General features: G+C 37.9%; 20 protein-coding genes and 1 other annotated feature. All 20 genes read right to left on the minus strand.

Annotated features, from left to right (window positions below; genetic code table 11):
* Positions 1–2 precede the first annotated feature (2 nt).
* Positions 3–875, minus strand: a complete 873-nt coding sequence (pheA, locus tag H9635_RS11095; RefSeq protein ID WP_191700350.1) for a prephenate dehydratase — start codon at positions 873–875, stop codon at positions 3–5.
* 136 nt (positions 876–1011) lie between these two features.
* On the minus strand, positions 1012–1467 hold the full coding sequence (locus tag H9635_RS11100; protein WP_191700351.1) for an ACT domain-containing protein: 456 nt from the start codon (positions 1465–1467) through the stop codon (positions 1012–1014).
* Positions 1468–1484: 17 nt separating this feature from the next.
* A complete protein-coding gene (obgE, locus tag H9635_RS11105) occupies positions 1485–2774 on the minus strand; it encodes a GTPase ObgE (RefSeq protein ID WP_191700352.1) in 1290 nt (429 codons plus the stop codon).
* A gap of 5 nt (positions 2775–2779) precedes the next feature.
* Positions 2780–3304 (minus strand): Spo0B domain-containing protein, encoded by a 525-nt coding sequence (locus H9635_RS11110; RefSeq protein ID WP_191700353.1) that lies wholly within the window; start codon positions 3302–3304, stop codon positions 2780–2782.
* A 276-nt stretch (positions 3305–3580) separates the two neighbouring features.
* Complete coding sequence (gene rpmA, locus H9635_RS11115; protein ID WP_008405208.1) at positions 3581–3877, minus strand: 50S ribosomal protein L27; 297 nt, start codon at positions 3875–3877, stop codon at positions 3581–3583.
* A 13-nt stretch (positions 3878–3890) separates the two neighbouring features.
* Positions 3891–4232, minus strand: a complete 342-nt coding sequence (locus tag H9635_RS11120) for a ribosomal-processing cysteine protease Prp (protein WP_008405207.1) — start codon at positions 4230–4232, stop codon at positions 3891–3893.
* 16 nt (positions 4233–4248) lie between these two features.
* Positions 4249–4557: a 50S ribosomal protein L21 gene (gene rplU / locus H9635_RS11125; protein ID WP_008405205.1), complete on the minus strand. Its 309-nt coding sequence runs from the start codon at positions 4555–4557 to the stop codon at positions 4249–4251.
* Between the two features lie 14 nt (positions 4558–4571).
* Positions 4572–4648, minus strand: a sequence feature (ribosomal protein L21 leader region).
* A gap of 45 nt (positions 4649–4693) precedes the next feature.
* Positions 4694–5305 carry a site-2 protease family protein gene (locus H9635_RS11130; protein ID WP_191700354.1) on the minus strand — a complete coding sequence of 204 codons (612 nt, stop codon included), beginning with the start codon at positions 5303–5305 and terminating at the stop codon, positions 4694–4696.
* Positions 5306–5845 carry a hypothetical protein gene (locus tag H9635_RS11135; RefSeq protein WP_191700355.1) on the minus strand — a complete coding sequence of 180 codons (540 nt, stop codon included), beginning with the start codon at positions 5843–5845 and terminating at the stop codon, positions 5306–5308.
* Between the two features lie 117 nt (positions 5846–5962).
* On the minus strand, positions 5963–6760 hold the full coding sequence (gene minD, locus H9635_RS11140; RefSeq protein ID WP_191700463.1) for a septum site-determining protein MinD: 798 nt from the start codon (positions 6758–6760) through the stop codon (positions 5963–5965).
* 87 nt (positions 6761–6847) lie between these two features.
* Positions 6848–7516: a septum site-determining protein MinC gene (locus H9635_RS11145; protein ID WP_191700356.1), complete on the minus strand. Its 669-nt coding sequence runs from the start codon at positions 7514–7516 to the stop codon at positions 6848–6850.
* Positions 7517–7608: 92 nt separating this feature from the next.
* Positions 7609–8127 carry a rod shape-determining protein MreD gene (gene mreD, locus H9635_RS11150; RefSeq protein WP_191700357.1) on the minus strand — a complete coding sequence of 173 codons (519 nt, stop codon included), beginning with the start codon at positions 8125–8127 and terminating at the stop codon, positions 7609–7611.
* Positions 8127–9044 carry a rod shape-determining protein MreC gene (mreC, locus tag H9635_RS11155; protein WP_191700358.1) on the minus strand — a complete coding sequence of 306 codons (918 nt, stop codon included), beginning with the start codon at positions 9042–9044 and terminating at the stop codon, positions 8127–8129. The genes mreD and mreC overlap by 1 nt, the downstream gene beginning before the upstream one ends.
* 12 nt (positions 9045–9056) lie before the next feature.
* Positions 9057–10073: a rod shape-determining protein gene (locus H9635_RS11160; protein ID WP_191700359.1), complete on the minus strand. Its 1017-nt coding sequence runs from the start codon at positions 10071–10073 to the stop codon at positions 9057–9059.
* Between the two features lie 380 nt (positions 10074–10453).
* Entirely contained in the window at positions 10454–11152 is a 699-nt protein-coding gene (radC, locus tag H9635_RS11165) for a RadC family protein (protein ID WP_318245204.1), read from the minus strand.
* An 11-nt stretch (positions 11153–11163) separates the two neighbouring features.
* Positions 11164–11757: a Maf family protein gene (locus tag H9635_RS11170; RefSeq protein WP_191700360.1), complete on the minus strand. Its 594-nt coding sequence runs from the start codon at positions 11755–11757 to the stop codon at positions 11164–11166.
* A 105-nt stretch (positions 11758–11862) separates the two neighbouring features.
* Complete coding sequence (locus H9635_RS11175) at positions 11863–12462, minus strand: translation initiation factor 2 (RefSeq protein ID WP_191700361.1); 600 nt, start codon at positions 12460–12462, stop codon at positions 11863–11865.
* A 160-nt stretch (positions 12463–12622) separates the two neighbouring features.
* Positions 12623–13879 (minus strand): bifunctional folylpolyglutamate synthase/dihydrofolate synthase, encoded by a 1257-nt coding sequence (locus H9635_RS11180; protein WP_191700362.1) that lies wholly within the window; start codon positions 13877–13879, stop codon positions 12623–12625.
* Positions 13876–15147 (minus strand): bifunctional folylpolyglutamate synthase/dihydrofolate synthase, encoded by a 1272-nt coding sequence (locus H9635_RS11185; protein WP_191700363.1) that lies wholly within the window; start codon positions 15145–15147, stop codon positions 13876–13878. Before H9635_RS11185 ends, H9635_RS11180 begins: the two co-directional genes overlap by 4 nt.
* 97 nt (positions 15148–15244) lie before the next feature.
* The gene (locus H9635_RS11190) at positions 15245–17887 is read right to left on the minus strand and encodes a valine--tRNA ligase (protein ID WP_191700364.1); all 2643 of its coding nucleotides are present in this window, start codon (positions 17885–17887) and stop codon (positions 15245–15247) included.
* Positions 17888–17903: the final 16 nt, after the last annotated feature.

The following is a 17903-nucleotide window of genomic DNA, read 5'->3' on the forward strand; positions in this document are numbered from 1 at the left end:
CCTCATTCTGGTGTTACATAAGTAAGATATGTGCCGAGTGACTTCACTGTGCAGCCAAGAGCCTTAAGCTCCTCCAGAGCACCTTTCATCATCGGTTCCTCTTCATCGTCTAGTATATCAATAATAAAGAAATAATTCCCGAGTCCTGTTTTTAATGGTCGTGATTCTATTTTACTTAAATTTATTTTACGCCATGCAAATACAGATAATACTTGATGAAGCGCACCGGACACATCTGTCGGTAATGTAAGCATAAATGTTGTTTTCGGCTGTGATTGTAACGGTACTAAACCATGCTTTATATTTTGCTTTGATAATACAAAAAAGCGCGTATGATTAAAATGGAAATCATGAATATTATGTTCTGCAATATGTAGGTTATATTTTTCAGCTGCTGAAAGGTTGGCAACGGCTGCAATACAGCGATCTTCGGTTTGCGAAACAAGCTCGGCAGCTGCTGCAGTGGAAGCATATGGTGTTTGCTTCACATTGCCATGTGTGTAAAATAAAAATTTATGACATTGTGCCAATGCATGTGGATGTGAATATATTTCTTCCAGCATCTCTAAATTTTCAGCGAACTTTTTATTTACCAATAAATGCTGTTGAATTTTTGACATTACTTCAGCTGTTACAAATAGCTCTGCTTCATGATATAAATAGTCAATTGTTAATGGCACGGAACCTTCCAATGCATTTTCTACAGGTACAACCGCTAGCTCGACTTTCCCCTCCGATACAGCTTCAATACATTCCGGAATTGATTTATATGGAATATGCCAATCATGCGGGTATAAACCCTTTGCAGCTAAATATGTAAAAGATGCTTCTGGACCTAGATAGGCAATTCGTTTTTCCCATTTATTTTCTGACATAACGTGCACCTCAATCTCAAGTTCTAAATTTTCTGTTAAATGTTATTATAAGAAAGGACTGTCCATTTGCCCTAGCAGATTGGACAGCCCTAATTATTTGGTTATTCCTTGGTGCAACTGCGTAAAATTCTAGAGGTTAAAATGCACCTGAGCTAATAACTTCAGCCGATTCAATAAATTCAAGATGATTTAAGCTACGAATGAGTTCATCCAACTCATACGACATACTTGTAACGTCCAATGACAACGTAACATTTGCACGCCCTTGAATCGGAATTGTTTGGTGAATCGTCAGCACATTGCAATGTGCATCCGATACGGTTTCTAGTAATTTGGCAAGTGTACCTTTACGATCTTGCAGTTGAATGAACACCGTTAAAATACGTTCTTGCACAATCGAATGGAAAGGAAAAACAGCATCACGATATTTATAAAAGGCGCTTCGAGATAAATCAACCTCTTTTACCGCATCCCAAATGGAAGTAACAGAGCCTTTTTGCAATAATTGTTTTGCTTCTAACGTTTTTTGCATCGCATCTGTCAATACATCCTCACGCACTAAATAATATCGTTGATTAGCTACGTTTTTCATCGTCATCCCCCACTTAATTAATCGACAAAGTCAAATTCGAATTCCATTAGACGTACTGTGTCACCATTTTGGGCACCACGTTTACGTAATTGCTCATCGACACCCATCGCACGTAGTTGGCGGGCAAAACGTCGAATACCGTCTTCACGACTGAAGTCAGTCATTTTGAATAAACGTTCAATTGTGTAACCTGAAAGTACATATGCACCATCATCATCACGTGTAATTTCGAATTCGCTGCCTTGGCTTTCATGTTTGTACATTACTACCGCATCCGACTCTTCGTCCAATACATCATGCAATAAGAATTCTGGTGTTACTTCTAGAAGATCGGCAATTTCAAATAGTAATGGCTTTAAACCTTGACGAGAAACTGCTGAAATTGGGAAGATTTTTACGTCTTCTCCTACTTTCTTTTTAAACTCTTCCAAGTTTTCTTCCGCATTTGGCATGTCCATTTTATTGGCAACGATAATTTGTGGACGTTCAAGTAAACGTAGATTATATTGTTCTAACTCGTTGTTAATCGTTACATAATCGTCATATGGCTCGCGGCCTTCCATCCCAGACATATCGATTACGTGTACAATTACTCGTGTACGTTCGATATGACGTAAAAATTGCATCCCTAAGCCCACGCCTTGGTGCGCGCCTTCAATTAAACCTGGTAAATCGGCCATTGCGAATGAACGACCGTCATCTGTTTCTACCATTCCTAAGTTCGGTACAATCGTTGTAAAATGGTAAGCACCAATTTTAGGTTTTGCTGAAGAAACAACAGATAATAATGTAGATTTTCCTACAGAAGGGAAACCAACTAAACCAACATCAGCCAATACTTTTAATTCTAGAATAACTTCTAATTCCTGACCTGGTTCACCTTTTTCGGCTAATTCCGGTGCTGGATTTGATGGTGTAGCAAAACGGCAGTTACCACGTCCGCCACGTCCTGCTTTAGCGATAATAGCCTGTTGACCATGTTCAACTAAATCGGCAATGACTGTTTTTGTTTCAGCATTCATTACAACTGTTCCTGGTGGCACTTTAACGATTAAATCTTCAGCACGACGACCGTGCATCCCTTTACTCATCCCATGCTCTCCACGTTCAGCTTTGAAGTGGCGTTTGTAGCGGAAGTCCATTAACGTACGTAAACCTTCTTCTACTTCAAAAACAACGTTACCACCACGGGCACCATCGCCACCTGCTGGACCACCATTTGGTACATATTTTTCACGGCGGAAGGCAACCATTCCATCTCCACCGTCTCCACCTTTAACGTAAATCTTTACGTGATCGACAAACATTTCTTTCACTCCTCATGCATGTGAAGGACATATTTCCAACTTGTATTCGTTTGTTCATATGTGTCCACACCAAAAATATTCTGTTCTATTGAAAATAGCGACTGTTCCCATTTTCCCGTTAAATGAAATGAAATATTCCACTTATTTTCTTTTGTTTCGATACTTAACTGCAATTTGTGCTCTTCATATGGATCAAGCGTGTCATAAACATGAATAATTGTGTTTTCCAAGTATTGAGTAATAGCTTCATCGTACTTGCTTTCAACTGGGGCATTTACATCGCTATCCATTTGAAGCTGTATAGCTGGGAAACGCCATTGTACTGTATGAAGCCATTCCATCGTATTAGGTAATTGAAGTCGATTGATGTTCGAAAGCATCTTACAATGCTCTGACTGTTCAAAAATCACTTTTTTTGCATCGTCCACTCGACCTAAATCTAAATTCATTTGAATCAAATGAAGATGATTTAAAAAGTCATGATTTGCATAGCGTAACGCTTCAGTTACAGTTAATTTTGAACCAGCCATTTTTCCACTCTCCGTTTTCCAGTATCGTTACTAGTATAACAAGTTTCACATCTATTTTCCTTCTATTCATCTGTTCCTCAAAAGAATGACATAATCGATACTTAAGAAAATTTCAACCATTCATATCAATTATACTTAGCATAATTGCCATCGGATTTAGCTATATGACGTATAGCGAATCAGTTAGCCTTTTTCTCCTGAACCATGACACCTGTTAAAAAAGGTGAAAAAGTGAAAAAAAGGACTGCAATAAATGCAGTCCTTTCATTGCAAGAATTATGCTTCTTGAGCTGTAGGGTATACAGATACTTTTTTCTTGTCGCGACCATAGCGTTCAAATTTAACAACGCCGTCAACTTTTGCGAATAATGTATCGTCACCACCGCGGCCTACGTTTGTACCTGGGTAAATTTTTGTACCGCGTTGACGGTAAAGAATTGAACCACCAGTAACGAATTGACCATCAGCGCGTTTAGCACCAAGGCGTTTAGACTCAGAGTCACGTCCGTTTTTAGTAGAACCTACACCTTTTTTAGATGCGAAGAATTGAAGATCTAAAGTTAATAATAACATCCTGTTCCACCTCCTAGATCATTTTATATTTCAATTCGATGTATTCTGAATAGCTCGCAGTCATTGTATAGAACTGTGTAACCATTGTGTTCAGAATAACTTGTAATTTAGCGTCTGTTTCATCATTCAGTTCAGCTTGTGGAACAGTTACTTTTAAGTAACCACCTTCAGCACCTTGTTCGATCTCAGGAGTAATTCCTGTAATTTGTGGGATTGCGTTTACTGCACCAAAGGCAACAGCAGAAGCACCTGCACAAACTAAATCACGACCATAGATATCCGATAAAGCATGTCCTGAAATTTCAAATCCATAAGATTTACGATTTTCATCACTATAAATAGTTACTGTAATCATGTCCATCACCTACTTATTAAGCGTTGATAGCTTCAACTACTAATTTAGTGTATGGTTGACGGTGACCTTGCTTACGACGGTAGTTCTTTTTCGCTTTAAGTTTGAAAACAGTAATTTTCTTTTGCTTACCTTCTTTAACAACTTTCGCTGTTACAGTAGCGCCAGCAACTGTTGGAGCTCCAACTTTAACTGTTTCTCCACCTACGAATAAAACTTTGTCAAAAGTAACGATTTCGTCAGCAGCCACACCTAGTTTTTCAACATAGATTTCTTGACCTGCTTCAACTTTGATTTGTTTACCACCAGTTTCGATAATTGCGTACATTAAAATGCACCTCCTCTTAGACTCAGACTCGCCCGGAATTGCAGGTGACCATAAAAGTACTTAAACCTGTTCAGCGCGGTTGCAGTAGCACGGGTGCTACAAACAATAACATTCAAATACTACCACATCTAAAATATCAAGTCAACCTATTCATTACTATTTTTTCAAATGCAGAACGGTATTTTCGAAATTTCCAATCGCCTATTACTTTGGTCCATAAAAAGAGACCAATGATTGTTAATGACAATGATTGCGGCAATAAATATAATAGTACGATAATTATTACCGTAAGTAAATAAAAAGAAGCCGTTAAATAAAATTCGAAAATTTTAGAAAACGGCCGCCATTTTAATAAGCTATAGCAAAATATTCTACCACCATCAAGAGGCCAGATTGGAATGAGGTTAATAGCTAGAATAAATAGTTGAACTTCTATTAACCTCTCACTGAGCATAGGAGGCAAAAAAACACTGACGAAGATTCCAATGCACGTTGCAAGTGGTCCCCCTAATGCAATAATAATGAGCTGATTGTAGGATAAACGCATCTCATCCTTTATCGTCATTTCTCCGCCGTACGGAACAATTTTACATTGTGTAATGTGCGCTCCGACTAATTTCGCTGCGATAAAATGACCTAATTCATGAAATAATAACGAGACAATAATAACAGTATAAAACGCAATATCCCCATACAAAACAATTGATAAGAGCAGTAACAAAAATAATGGGTGAATCGAAATTTTCATTTAGATGGACTTTTCCTTTAGCCAGCTAATCGTTTCTTCCATATTCAAAACTTGCCCATTTCTCTCAATTTGCACATACAGTTTTCCGGCTTTTTTAGTTGCAACAACCATCCCTTTACTTACAGTTGTGTAGGGTAATACATAAAAATCATCGACAAAGCCAAATGTTACTGTGTCCCCTGTATCATATACAATTGAAATTGCTTTCCCATTATATTTTGTATGGCCAGTAAAAACAATTAGACCATCAAACAAGGCATTTAATACAAAAGGTTCATCATAAGCGAGTAAAAAACCATCGTTAAAGCGATCAATCGTCTGGAAAAGTTGTAATTGATTAATTGATATATCTGCACTTACAGGGATTTGTGTTTCATCCTTTGACAGTATATTCACTACTGCCTTTCTCATCATGACTAAGTCATCCGAGCTATATACGATGGAATGAATAACACGTTTTGTAGATATATCCCCATAATAATTACAGCCATAAATAATCACAAAGACGACGCTCGCGATGAGCCATTGCCATTTTTTCAAGCTCACCATCCAATCTTTTTGAACTATTATATGTCATGAATGACATTTCAATTCAAGAAAGCTCTTAATAGAAAAAGCTGTATGGAATAGTTCGATACATTCCATACAGCTTACACTTTATTTGAATAATGATTTCAATTTAGCAAATACACCTTTTGGCTGGTCATCTTCCAGACTCATTAATGGTACAGAGTCCCCTAAAATACGTCGGGCAATATTGCGATAGCCTAATGATGCTTTATTATTCGGATTCATTACAATTGGCTCACCCTTGTTTGAAGAGCTAATCACATCTTCACTATCGACAATGATTCCCAATAAATCAATCGATAAATGCGTTGTAACTTCCGTAATATCCATCGCATCTCCGTTCGTCATTAAGCTTTTACGTATACGGTTAATAATAAGCTTAGGTGGTTCAATTGGCTCCTGCTCAAGCAAACCGATAATACGATCCGCATCCCGCACTGCTGAAATTTCAGGTGTTGTCACGACGATAGCGCGATCCGCTCCAGCAACAGCATTGCGGTAGCCTTGTTCAATACCTGCAGGACAATCAATTAACACATAATCAAATTCCCGCTTCAGCTCATCTATTACGATCTTCATTTGTTCCGGGTTTATCGCATTTTTATCTGTATTTTGAGCAGCAGGCAATAAGTATAAACGTTCATCTACTCGCTTATCTTTTACTAACGCCTGATGCATTTTACAACGGCCCTCGATTACATCAACTAAATCATAGATAATACGATTTTCCAGTCCTAAAATCACATCTAAGTTACGTAAACCTATATCCGTATCCACTAAACAAACTTTCTTGCCTTGAAGTGCCAATGCAGTTCCTAGGTTTGCCGTAGTAGTCGTTTTACCTACGCCACCTTTCCCTGAAGTTATAACGATTGCTTCTCCCACATTAGCGGCCCCTTCCTTATATAAGGTAGCATCTTGAGTAATTGCATCATCAATATTCTTAGAGAATAATAATTCGTCTTCACTCATTTAGCTTCCTCCTTTATATGTTGATAAATTCGGTCGTATATTTCTTAACTCTTGGATTCTATCATATGCAATTATGTCATTTTCTCCAAGATATGCAAATATTTGATGAGTATGGTCTAATATAAATTGCGATTCATTTGTCATGACCTCAACATGATTACCAATTAATACATGTGTAGGTTCAAAATGAGAGGCGTAAACAATCGCTTCATCATTTCCATTTACACCAGCGTGCACTATTCCTTTTAGCTTACCCGCAATATGTACATTACCGCCTGCTTCAATTCTTCCATTCGGATTTACATCGCCCAAAACAAGAATATCTCCCGTTACGCGTAGTGTTTGTCCAGACCGAACAATTCCTACGTATGTTTCAAAGCGATTTGTTTCAAACTGTTTGAAACTTTCTTCCATCGTAATGACATCACTTTGAATGTTTTTTACACATAACTTTTGATGCTCTTCAACAACTTTTGTAAGCTGGTCTTTTTGCTCGGGTGTACAGTAACGTTTTCCTAAGTGCAATTGTACATCTATTTTACCATCAAGATGTCCTTCTGTAACTTTTTTCTCAAGTTCTTCCACTAATTCGGAATAAGAACATTGATCATCCAAACGAAGGACCAATCCATCTTTAGTTCCTTTAATATGGATAAATTGTTTTTTCATAGCTTTTCAAGTCACCTCGCGCTACATAATGGTGAAAAGAAACAACCGAATCCAATGTTCGAGTTGTCTCTTCATCACTTGTTTTACAATGCTTATTGTGCACGTTGAAATACTCGAGCGCTAATACAATATTTAAACGCCCATGCAAGCATTATTAAAAATAATAGATTCCCTATTGTTGTAGGAACTAATCGATTTACGATAAACGGCTGAACTGCCATTGTTGTAAACTGTATAATATAGAAAAATTCATATATTACAAATTCAAAAATAACCATTAATAATAAAGCCAAAAACATTGAAAATACTAAATGGGGATGGACACGCTTCACACACCATGCTGCAATATAGCAAACCGCCGGATATAACACCATGTACAAACCAATAATATTAATATAGAATACATCAAAACATAATCCAAAAATAAGACCATAAATCATGGCTTTTTTACGACTATAATAAATGGCTAAAAAGATTAAATATAAAATTAAAAAACGCGGAATTAAATAGTAAGTTTCCTCACCTAGCTGCAAGGGGGAAAACATAGCTAACCCAGATTCAAATAAAAACAGCAAAATCCCTACAAACACTATTAAAAACCGAGCGAGCATTATTCATCCCCCTCAACTTCCACAACCGGTTCATTCGTTAAATCTTCATTTGTACCAGACCCATCTGAACCGTCTATCGAAATTGTGTTACGTTTGGCAATAATAACATGATCTAATATTGAAAAGTCCGCTGCCGGTTTTACATAGGCCATTTTCGTCAAGCCAAAGTCATCTGTCGTCACTTCTGTAATTTCACCGATCAAAATACCTTTCGGGAAAATCCCGCCTAGACCAGAAGACAATACTTTACCGCCGACATCAAGATCTATATTGGAATCGATTCGTTTTAATAGTAATTCGTTACGTTCATCGTCATACCCTTCTATTAAACCATGAATTTCTTTATTGTCTTCATCTACTACAATAGCAGATACACGATAATTTTCATTGTTTGTATAAAGTAGCTCTACTTCTGACGTATAAGGTGTAGCAATTACAATTTTACCTATTAGACCACGAGAAGTTCTAACCGCCATATTTTTTTCAACACCATGTGCTGTACCCTTATTTAATATAATTTTCTCTTCCCACTGATCAGGGTTTCTCGCAATGACCGTCGCTTGAATCGGATCGAAATCACGCAAACTTTCCTCGATTGATGCGAGTTCACGCAATGAAGAATTTTCGGCTTTTAAAGTACTTACTTCTGCCTGCAAAACGGCAAAATCTTCAAGGCGCATTTTTAGGCGCTGATTTTCTTCATACGTATTTAACAGCGAATCAATATTGCTAAAAATACTTGTTATGTAATTAGTCGGCTTTGCGACAATCGATTGTGCAAAGCCAACTGTATCTTTAATAATTTGCTCGGGTAATGTTGCGTTATGACGATCACGTAGAGAGAACCCAATCAATGCCACAAGAAAAATAACACTTACTAAAAGAATAATTAATTTTTTATTTGAGAAATGTGGCACTGCGAGTCCTCCTTATTTCACTTGTTGCGAACGAATTAAATCAATATTATCCAACGCTTTACCTGTTCCAATTGCTACACAGTCCAGAGGATTTTCAGCGATAAATACAGGCATTTTTGTCTCGTCACTAATTACTTTATCAAGATTGCGTAATAGTGCGCCACCGCCTGTTAGTACGATTCCGCGCTCCATAACATCTGCAGATAATTCAGGAGGAGTTTGTTCCAAAGTTTTCTTCACGCCATCCAGAATTACAACGATTGCTTCATGTAAAGATTTTGAAATCTCACTTGAAGTAATTTCAATCGTTTTAGGCAGACCTGTTAATAAGTCGCGACCACGAATTTCCATCACTTCGTCAGGACCTTCAGCAAGTGCTGTACCAATTTCCATTTTAATGCTCTCCGCTGTACGCTCACCGATTGTTAAATTATATGTCTTGCGGATGTAGGCAATAATTGAGTGATCCATCGCGTCACCACCGACACGTACCGATTCACTAGTTACAATACCACCTAGAGAAATAACAGCCACTTCTGTTGTACCACCGCCGATATCTACGACCATAGAACCTGTTGGCTCCCAAACCGGTAAGTTAGCACCGATTGCAGCTGCAAAAGGTTCTTCTATAGTAAATGCCTCTTTTGCGCCAGCTTGACGGCTTGCATCAATAACAGCACGTTGTTCAACAGATGTAATACCATAAGGAACACAGATCATCACATTTGGCTTTTTCCAGTTAGAGCCTGATGCTTTCATTGCTTCTCTTAAATAATATTGAATCATTGCAGTTGTAATTTCAAAGTCAGCAATAACGCCATCTTTCATTGGGCGAATTGCCACGATAGAACCTGGTGTACGTCCGATCATATTTTTTGCATCATTACCAACAGCAACAATGTCACCTGTTTTTGTATTCTTCGCTACTACTGATGGTTCTCGTAATACGATACCTTTTCCCTTTACAAATACTAATGTATTAGCTGTGCCAAGATCAATCCCGACATCTTTATTCCCTAATCCAAACAAATTAAGTACTCCCTTTCTTATAAAACAATTTCTATTTATGATGTTACTAAAATCATACGCTCTATTATAACGAATTACATCAAATAATTATAGTGTCATATGCTCCTAATCTCGACTTTTGTCGAATGTTTTTTTCTATAACACTACCTTACTATTGTATTTCTATTTTCGCTTTGAAACAAATAAAATTAATATGTAAGATTTAACAAAATCACCACATCCATATGACGAATATAACAAATAAAAGTTGCATAGGCGAAATATGTCGATGAATCATTAAAATATATAATAATTGTTATTGTAATGTAACATTCCCTATATTTCTTTCTCATCATTCTCATATTAAAAAGACAAACGTGCACTTACGTTTGTCTTCCCTATCAAAAGTATCCTTTTTCCTTCATGCTTATGAACTGATGATCACCGATTATGACATGATCAAGCAAATCAACGCCGACAATTTTACCTGCCTCATACAGTCGTGATGTAACATCTACATCTTCCGGACTAGGTGTAGGTACCCCGCTAGGATGGTTATGAGCACAGATGATTGATGCTGCTGAACGTTTAACGGCTTCACGGAAAATCTCCCTAGGGTGAACAATGCTTGCATTTAAACTTCCAACAAAAATTGTTTGTTTATGGAGCACTTGATTTTTAACGTTTAAAAATAGGCACACAAAATGCTCCTGCTGCAATGATGTCATATCTTGCATTAAAAAGGTAGCAGCATCTTCAGGAGAGCGTATAGTAAAACGTTCCTCTAAATCTTTTGTTGCAAGCCTTCTCCCTAGTTCAATCGCGGCTAATAATAATACTGCCTTCGCTTCGCCAATTCCTTTAATATCCATAATTTCCTCAAGTGTTGCATGTTTTAAATTATGCAATTTCTCAAAGTTTATCAATACCCGATTGGCGACTGTTAGTACCGACTCTTTCTTTGTACCTGTTCCTAAAAGAATTGCAATAAGCTCTTGGTTCGACAGACTTTTTGCACCTTGACGTATAAGGCGCTCACGCGGACGGTCTACTTCAAGCACATCATGGATTTTTAAATTCAACAATGGTGTTCCAGTCATTGACATCACTCCTAAAAGGTTAGTTTTAGTAGTTGCAATGTAAGCATTTTTTGAACTAACGATGCAATCGGTAATCCGACGACATTGTTATAATCTCCCTCTATGCGATCCACGAGCATGGCGCCACTCGTTTGAATCCCATATCCCCCTGCTTTGTCAAATGGATCTCCTGTCTGCACATAAGCTTCTATCATTTGTGGAGAGACCTGTTTAAAAATAACTGCAGTCCTTTCAACAAATGTATGCTCTGTTCCATCCGCTAAAATAATCGCTACTGCCGTCATCACTTCATGACGATTGCCCGCCAGCTGCGTTAAATGTTGAATCGCTTCTTCTTTTGAAGTAGGTTTGTGTAATATTTGATCATTAAACACGACAATAGTGTCCGCTCCAATAATGCACTTATCCGGGCATTTTTTTGCAACATCACGTGTTTTTAAAAGCGCTACTTCTGTTACATATTGCTGGACTGTATTTGCTTTGACACTTGTTTCCACTACATCGCTTGTGACAATAGTAAAGGGAATATTTATCATTTGGAGCAATTCTTTTCTTCGTGGTGATGAAGAAGCTAAAATAAGTTGTTCGTTCGTAGTAAAATTCATTTCCAATCCTCCTATTATCTATAGTAACCGACAATAGGAAATTTGAACATTGTACTGCCGTGGATACTTTTCATTAAAATAGACTATTTCTAGCGTTTTTCTATATTAAAATGTTACTTTAAGGCAATCTAGACGCTCATAATAATTTAAAAACATATGCAACCGAATAATATTGGGGTTAGTTGAAAGCTTTGAAACTTCCGATGCCAGCCCAATCCAGTCCGTTGGCACAAGTTGTTCATCAATTGTATCAGTTTGTTGACCTGTAAACATTTTCGTATCTTTCAAAGTAATTGGAAGCTGGAGTTCAGCATTATTAGGACAACTGCTTGCAATTGTTATACTTTTATAAAATCCACTTGGTATTAACGCTAATGCAGCATCGACCTTCGTTGTATCAAGACGTGACCAAACAAAATACTGCTCGTCCACTTTCACTACAGCCGCTTTATTTAAAGTAGGGTAAGTTCCTAAAAATTGAGCTGCGCTATCAAAATTTGAGAAAACGCCATGTTGTAATGCAAAATATTGCTGCTTCACTTGCTGTTGTTCCTCTGTTGTTTGCACTGTCGGAATAGTTTCTGCAACTTCTTTTTCTGTTGTTGGTAATTGTAAAATAAAAATAAATACTAGGACGCCAGCAAGCCCTGTAAGACTTCCAATGAACATTGCTTGGAAAATGGCATTATTCTTTAAAGCTTTCATATTTGCTACAGCTCCATCTCTTTTTAATCAACCATAGCAAAATAGACATAAAAAAGGGCGAGACTGCTGTCGTCTCCCCCTAAAAATGTTTCGCTAATATTCTTCTTTATTTTCACTCGACCATAAAGAAATAAGATCAAATCGAAGTTTATTAGCAAAATCATATGATATTTTTACATTTTTGTCGAATCTCGCTTAACAAATATAATGAGCCGGTTACAATTCTAACCGTATCACCTTTCACTGGCTCCGTTAAAATCTTAACTGGGTCGTTAATAATATATTTATTCTTAGCCTGGCTTAGTTCAAAAATAACCGATGCTTTCATCGCCCGTTCATTTTGGATATCGGCAAAGTAAAAAGCATCTCCGACTTCCTCTAATAGTTTTAAAATTGATTGGACATCTTTATCCGCAAGTAACCCTACAAGGAATTCAATTCGTTTCTTAGGAAAATGCTCTTTTATTGTTGAAACCAGTGATTGAATACTTGCCGGGTTATGTGCACCATCAAAATAAATATTTGGCAGGACTTGTTCAAAGCGACCTGCAAGAACAGCAGTTTTTATACCAAACTGAATTTTACTCTCATCAAGCTCCAACTGGAATTTTTTCGCCACTTCCATAAAGGCAGTAATGGCCAAAGACATATTTTGACCTTGATGTGCTCCTAAAAGCTGACGCTGTAAATTTCCGAATTTCACTTCGTACACCGTATTTTCGTAAAGTTCGGAACCGTTTGTTTTTGTAACGGTAAAATGTTGCCCATAACAATATAACGCTACGTTTTTTGCTTTGGCTTCCTGTACAAAAATATCCTTTACATTATTAGTCATTTCCCCTATTACAGCAGGGCAGTTATCCTTGAATATCCCTGCTTTATGGCGTGCGATACTCGTCAATGTATCACCTAAAAATTTTGTATGTTCCAATGCAATACTCGGGACAACCGAAACAATAGGTATAACTACGTTCGTGCTGTCTTCTCTTCCACCCATTCCTGCCTCGATTAAAACTAAATCGGGCTTTTGATCGGCAAAATAAAGAAAAGCCACGACCGTCAATAATTCAAAATCCGTTAATTTCCCGCTTAGCCCCGCCTCAGCCAAGTGCTGAAACAAACGATCCATTTGATCTGTAGAAATAGGCTCCCCATCGATTTGTATTTGATCATGCACATCTACAACGCAAGGTGACATAAACTTTCCTACCGACAGTCCGTGAGCCCGCGCTATTCCTTCTACAAACGACAATGTAGAGCCCTTTCCATTCGTACCGGCAAAATGTACGACATTTAATTGCTTTTCAGGATGTCCCAATAAAGTAAGTGCCGATTCAATTGCCGCTAACCCTGGCTTAATTATTTGTTCACTTTCCACTTGCCACCGCTCTTTATAAAGGTTTAATAACGGAATCATGAAATCCACCCTTTCTTTACAAATAGACTTCGTACTTCAGCGATGAAATATAAAGAGCCCGTAATAACAAGCAGTTCATCCTCCGCTAGATTTGCCTTTTCTGTTTCAATCAACTGTTGCCAATTCGGATTCATAAACTTCTTAGCATGGTTACTTTGTTCGAAAAGCTGATTCGCTGTTGCAGCGCGCGGTAAATTTATCTGAGTAAAATGCATCTCAGCAGCGAATTTATCCATTAATTCAATACTGAGAGCATGGTCTTTATCTTGTAATGCTGCGTAAATAAACTTTACTTTATGTTGTGGGGCAACCTCTTTTATTGTTTCGACTAATGCCATGGTGCCTTCAGAATTATGTGCACCGTCTAATATGATATTGCCAGTCACCCTTTCAAATCGACCATCCCATTTCGCATCTTGAAGGGCTTGTTTTACTTTTTTTTCATCAACAGATGGCAAGAACAATTTCACTGCAGTAATTGCCAGTGCGGCATTTTCCTTTTGATGCTCACCGACCATAGCCATTGTTATATTGCTAATATTTATATCCGATACATAGTTGAAATTCGATTTTTTATTGTTTTCAATATAAAATTGCTCATTTATCAGATAGATTGGTGCATGTAATTGAATCGCCGCTTCTTTAATCACCGATAATGCTTCTTTATTTTTTACTCCTACAACTACAGGTTTCATCGTTTTTATAATCCCGGCTTTTTCTGCTGCAATTTCCCCATAACTTTCACCAAGCATATCTGTATGCTCTAATGAAATTGTTGTAATGACGCTTACTTCCGGTAGGACAACATTAGTCGAATCCAAACGCCCTCCGATTCCTGTTTCAAGCAAAACGACATCTACCTGTTGTTCTGCAAAATATTGCAGGGCAAGGAGTGTCATAAACTCAAAGAAGCTCGGAAACTTACCGTCCAATTTTTCTTTAATTACTTCACTCAGCTGATTCGCGATATTTAGAAAATCTTCATCAGAGATTTGGTTTTTATTTATAGTCACCCGTTCATTTGCTCGTTCTAAATGAGGAGAGATAAAAGCACCTACCGTTAAACCATGCGCCATTAAAATTTCACGTGTCGCATTTAAAGTAGAACCCTTTCCATTCGAACCTGCAAAATGAATAAATTTATTTTTTTTCTCCGGATTGCCAAGTGCATTTAAAATCATTTTGGCTGACTGTAAAGGTTCTCCTTTGTATTGGCTTGCTTTTAATTGAAAAATAAAATTTGTACACTGCTCAATCGATTGAAACATTTAATTTCTCTCCCTAGTAAGGCTAATATGTAATCAGTTATATTATAGCGAAATAAAAAGAAAGAGGCACCGAATTCCGGCACCCCTTTCGTATAAATTACATGTTTTTTAATTCTGCAATACGTTTTTCAACCGTTGCATATTTCGCTTCATAGTCGGCTAACTTTTCACGTTCAGTTGCTACTAATGCTTCTGGTGCCTTTGATACAAAGCGTTCATTAGATAATTTACCAGAAACTAATTTCACTTCTTTTGCCCACTTTTCAAGCTCTTTTTCAAGACGTGCAATTTCTTCATCAATATTGATTAAACCTGCAAGCGGCATGAAGATTTCTGCGCCTGATACAACTGCCGACATTGCTTGTGCTGGTGCTTCAAGCTCTGTACCAATTGTTAAGCCATCAGGGTTACAGAATTTTTCGATGTAACCTTTGTTCGCTTCAAGAACTGCTGCAATACCAGCATCTTTTGCCGAAATCGTCATCGCTACTTTTTTGCTCATCGGTGTATTTACTTCTGCACGAATGTTACGTACTGAACGGATAATATCCATTAACAGCTGCATATCGCCTGCTTCTGCCGTAAAGTTGAATGTTGGGTTTACAGTCGGCCATGCAGCTACCGTAATAGACTCCCCTTCATGTGGCAAGTGCTGCCAAATTTCTTCTGTTACAAATGGCATGAATGGGTGCAGTAAACGCATTGTATTGTCTAAAACATAGGCAAGTACTGAACGTGTTGTTAATTTCGCTGCTTCATCTTCACCGTATAATGGTAGTTTCGCCATTTCGATATACCATGAACAGAAATCATCCCAAATGAAGTTGTATAGCTCACGTCCTACTTCACCGAACTCATATTTATCAGATAAAGTTGTTACACGGTCGATTGTTTCATTCAAGCGTGAAAGAATCCATTTATCCGCTGTTGAAAGGTCACCTGTTAAATCAATTTGCTCATATGTTAAGCCTTCCATGTTCATTAACGCAAAACGAGAGGCATTCCAAATTTTGTTTACAAAGTTCCATGTAGATTCTACTTTTTCTGTAGAGTAACGTAAATCCTGACCAGGAGAAGAACCTGTTGCCAAGAAGTAACGTAGTGAGTCCGCGCCATATTGACCGATTACATCCATTGGGTCAACACCATTTCCTAGTGACTTAGACATTTTGCGACCTTCTGCATCACGTACTAAACCGTGAATTAACACATCTTGGAATGGGCGTTTACCAGTAAATTCTTTACCTTGGAAAATCATACGGCTTACCCAGAAGAAGATGATATCATAACCAGTCACTAGTGTGTTTGTTGGATAGTAACGTTTGTATAATTCTGCTTCTTCATTTGGCCAATCCATTGTAGAAAACGGCCATAAAGCACTTGAGAACCACGTATCCAATACGTCTTCATCCTGTGTCCAGTTTTCTTTGTCGGCTGGTGCTTCCTTACCAACATAAATTTCGCCTGTTTCATTATTGTACCAAGCTGGAATTTGGTGCCCCCACCATAATTGACGGGAAATACACCAGTCATGGATATTTTCCATCCAACGGTTATATGTGTTTTCGAAACGGTTTGGCACGAAGTTTACTTTTTCATTTTCATCCTCCTGCATTTTTAATGCTTCTTCTGCAAGTGGTGCCATTTTTACGAACCATTGTTTTGAAAGATATGGCTCTACTACTGCATTTGTACGCTCAGAGTGTCCTACTTGGTGTGTATGCGGTTCAATTTCAATTAATACGCCTGCCTCTTGTAAATCGGCTACAATCTGCTTACGGCACTCGAAACGATCCATGCCAGCATATTTACCGGCTAAATCATTCATTGTACCATCTTCGTTCATTACTAAAATACGTTCTAAATTATGGCGATTCCCTACTTCAAAATCGTTCGGGTCATGTGCTGGCGTCATTTTTACGACACCTGTTCCAAATTCCATATCTACGTAATCATCCGCAACGATTGGAATTTCGCGACCTACGATTGGAAGGATAACCGTCTTCCCTACTAAGTGTGCATAACGTTCATCGTTTGGATGTACAGCTACACCTGAGTCACCTAGCATTGTTTCTGGACGTGTAGTTGCTACACGTAATTTTCCAGAGCCATCTGCCAATGGGTATTCCATATGGTAAAATGCGCCTTCTACTTCTTTATGAATTACTTCGATGTCAGAAAGTGCAGTTTTTGCAGCTGGATCCCAGTTAATAATACGTTCACCACGGTAAATATAGCCTTTTTCATACAGCTTAACGAATACTTCTTTAACTGCTTCTGATAAGCCTTCATCTAATGTGAAGCGCTCTTTTGAGTAGTCAAGACCTAAACCAAGTTTTGCCCATTGCTCACGAATATGGGAAGCGTATTCTTCCTTCCATTCCCACGTCTTTTCCAAGAATTTCTCACGGCCTAAATCATATCGTGAAATGCCTTCACCGCGTAGTTTTTCTTCTACTTTTGCCTGTGTCGCAATACCCGCGTGGTCCATACCCGGCAACCAAAGCGCATCATATCCCTGCATACGTTTCATACGGATTAAAATATCCTGTAATGTTGTATCCCAAGCATGACCAAGGTGTAGTTTCCCTGTTACGTTCGGTGGTGGAATAACGATAGAATACGGCTCTTTATCGCTCGTTGGATCTGCTTCAAAAAACTTACCGTTTAACCACCATTCATAGCGGCCGGCTTCTGTTGACTTTGGATCATACTTTGTTGGCATTGTAATTTCCGTCATGATGAATCTCTCCTTT

Origin of the sequence: Solibacillus faecavium, assembly GCF_014836905.1 — a bacterium.
Classification (GTDB): Bacteria; Bacillota; Bacilli; order Bacillales_A; family Planococcaceae; genus Solibacillus; species Solibacillus faecavium.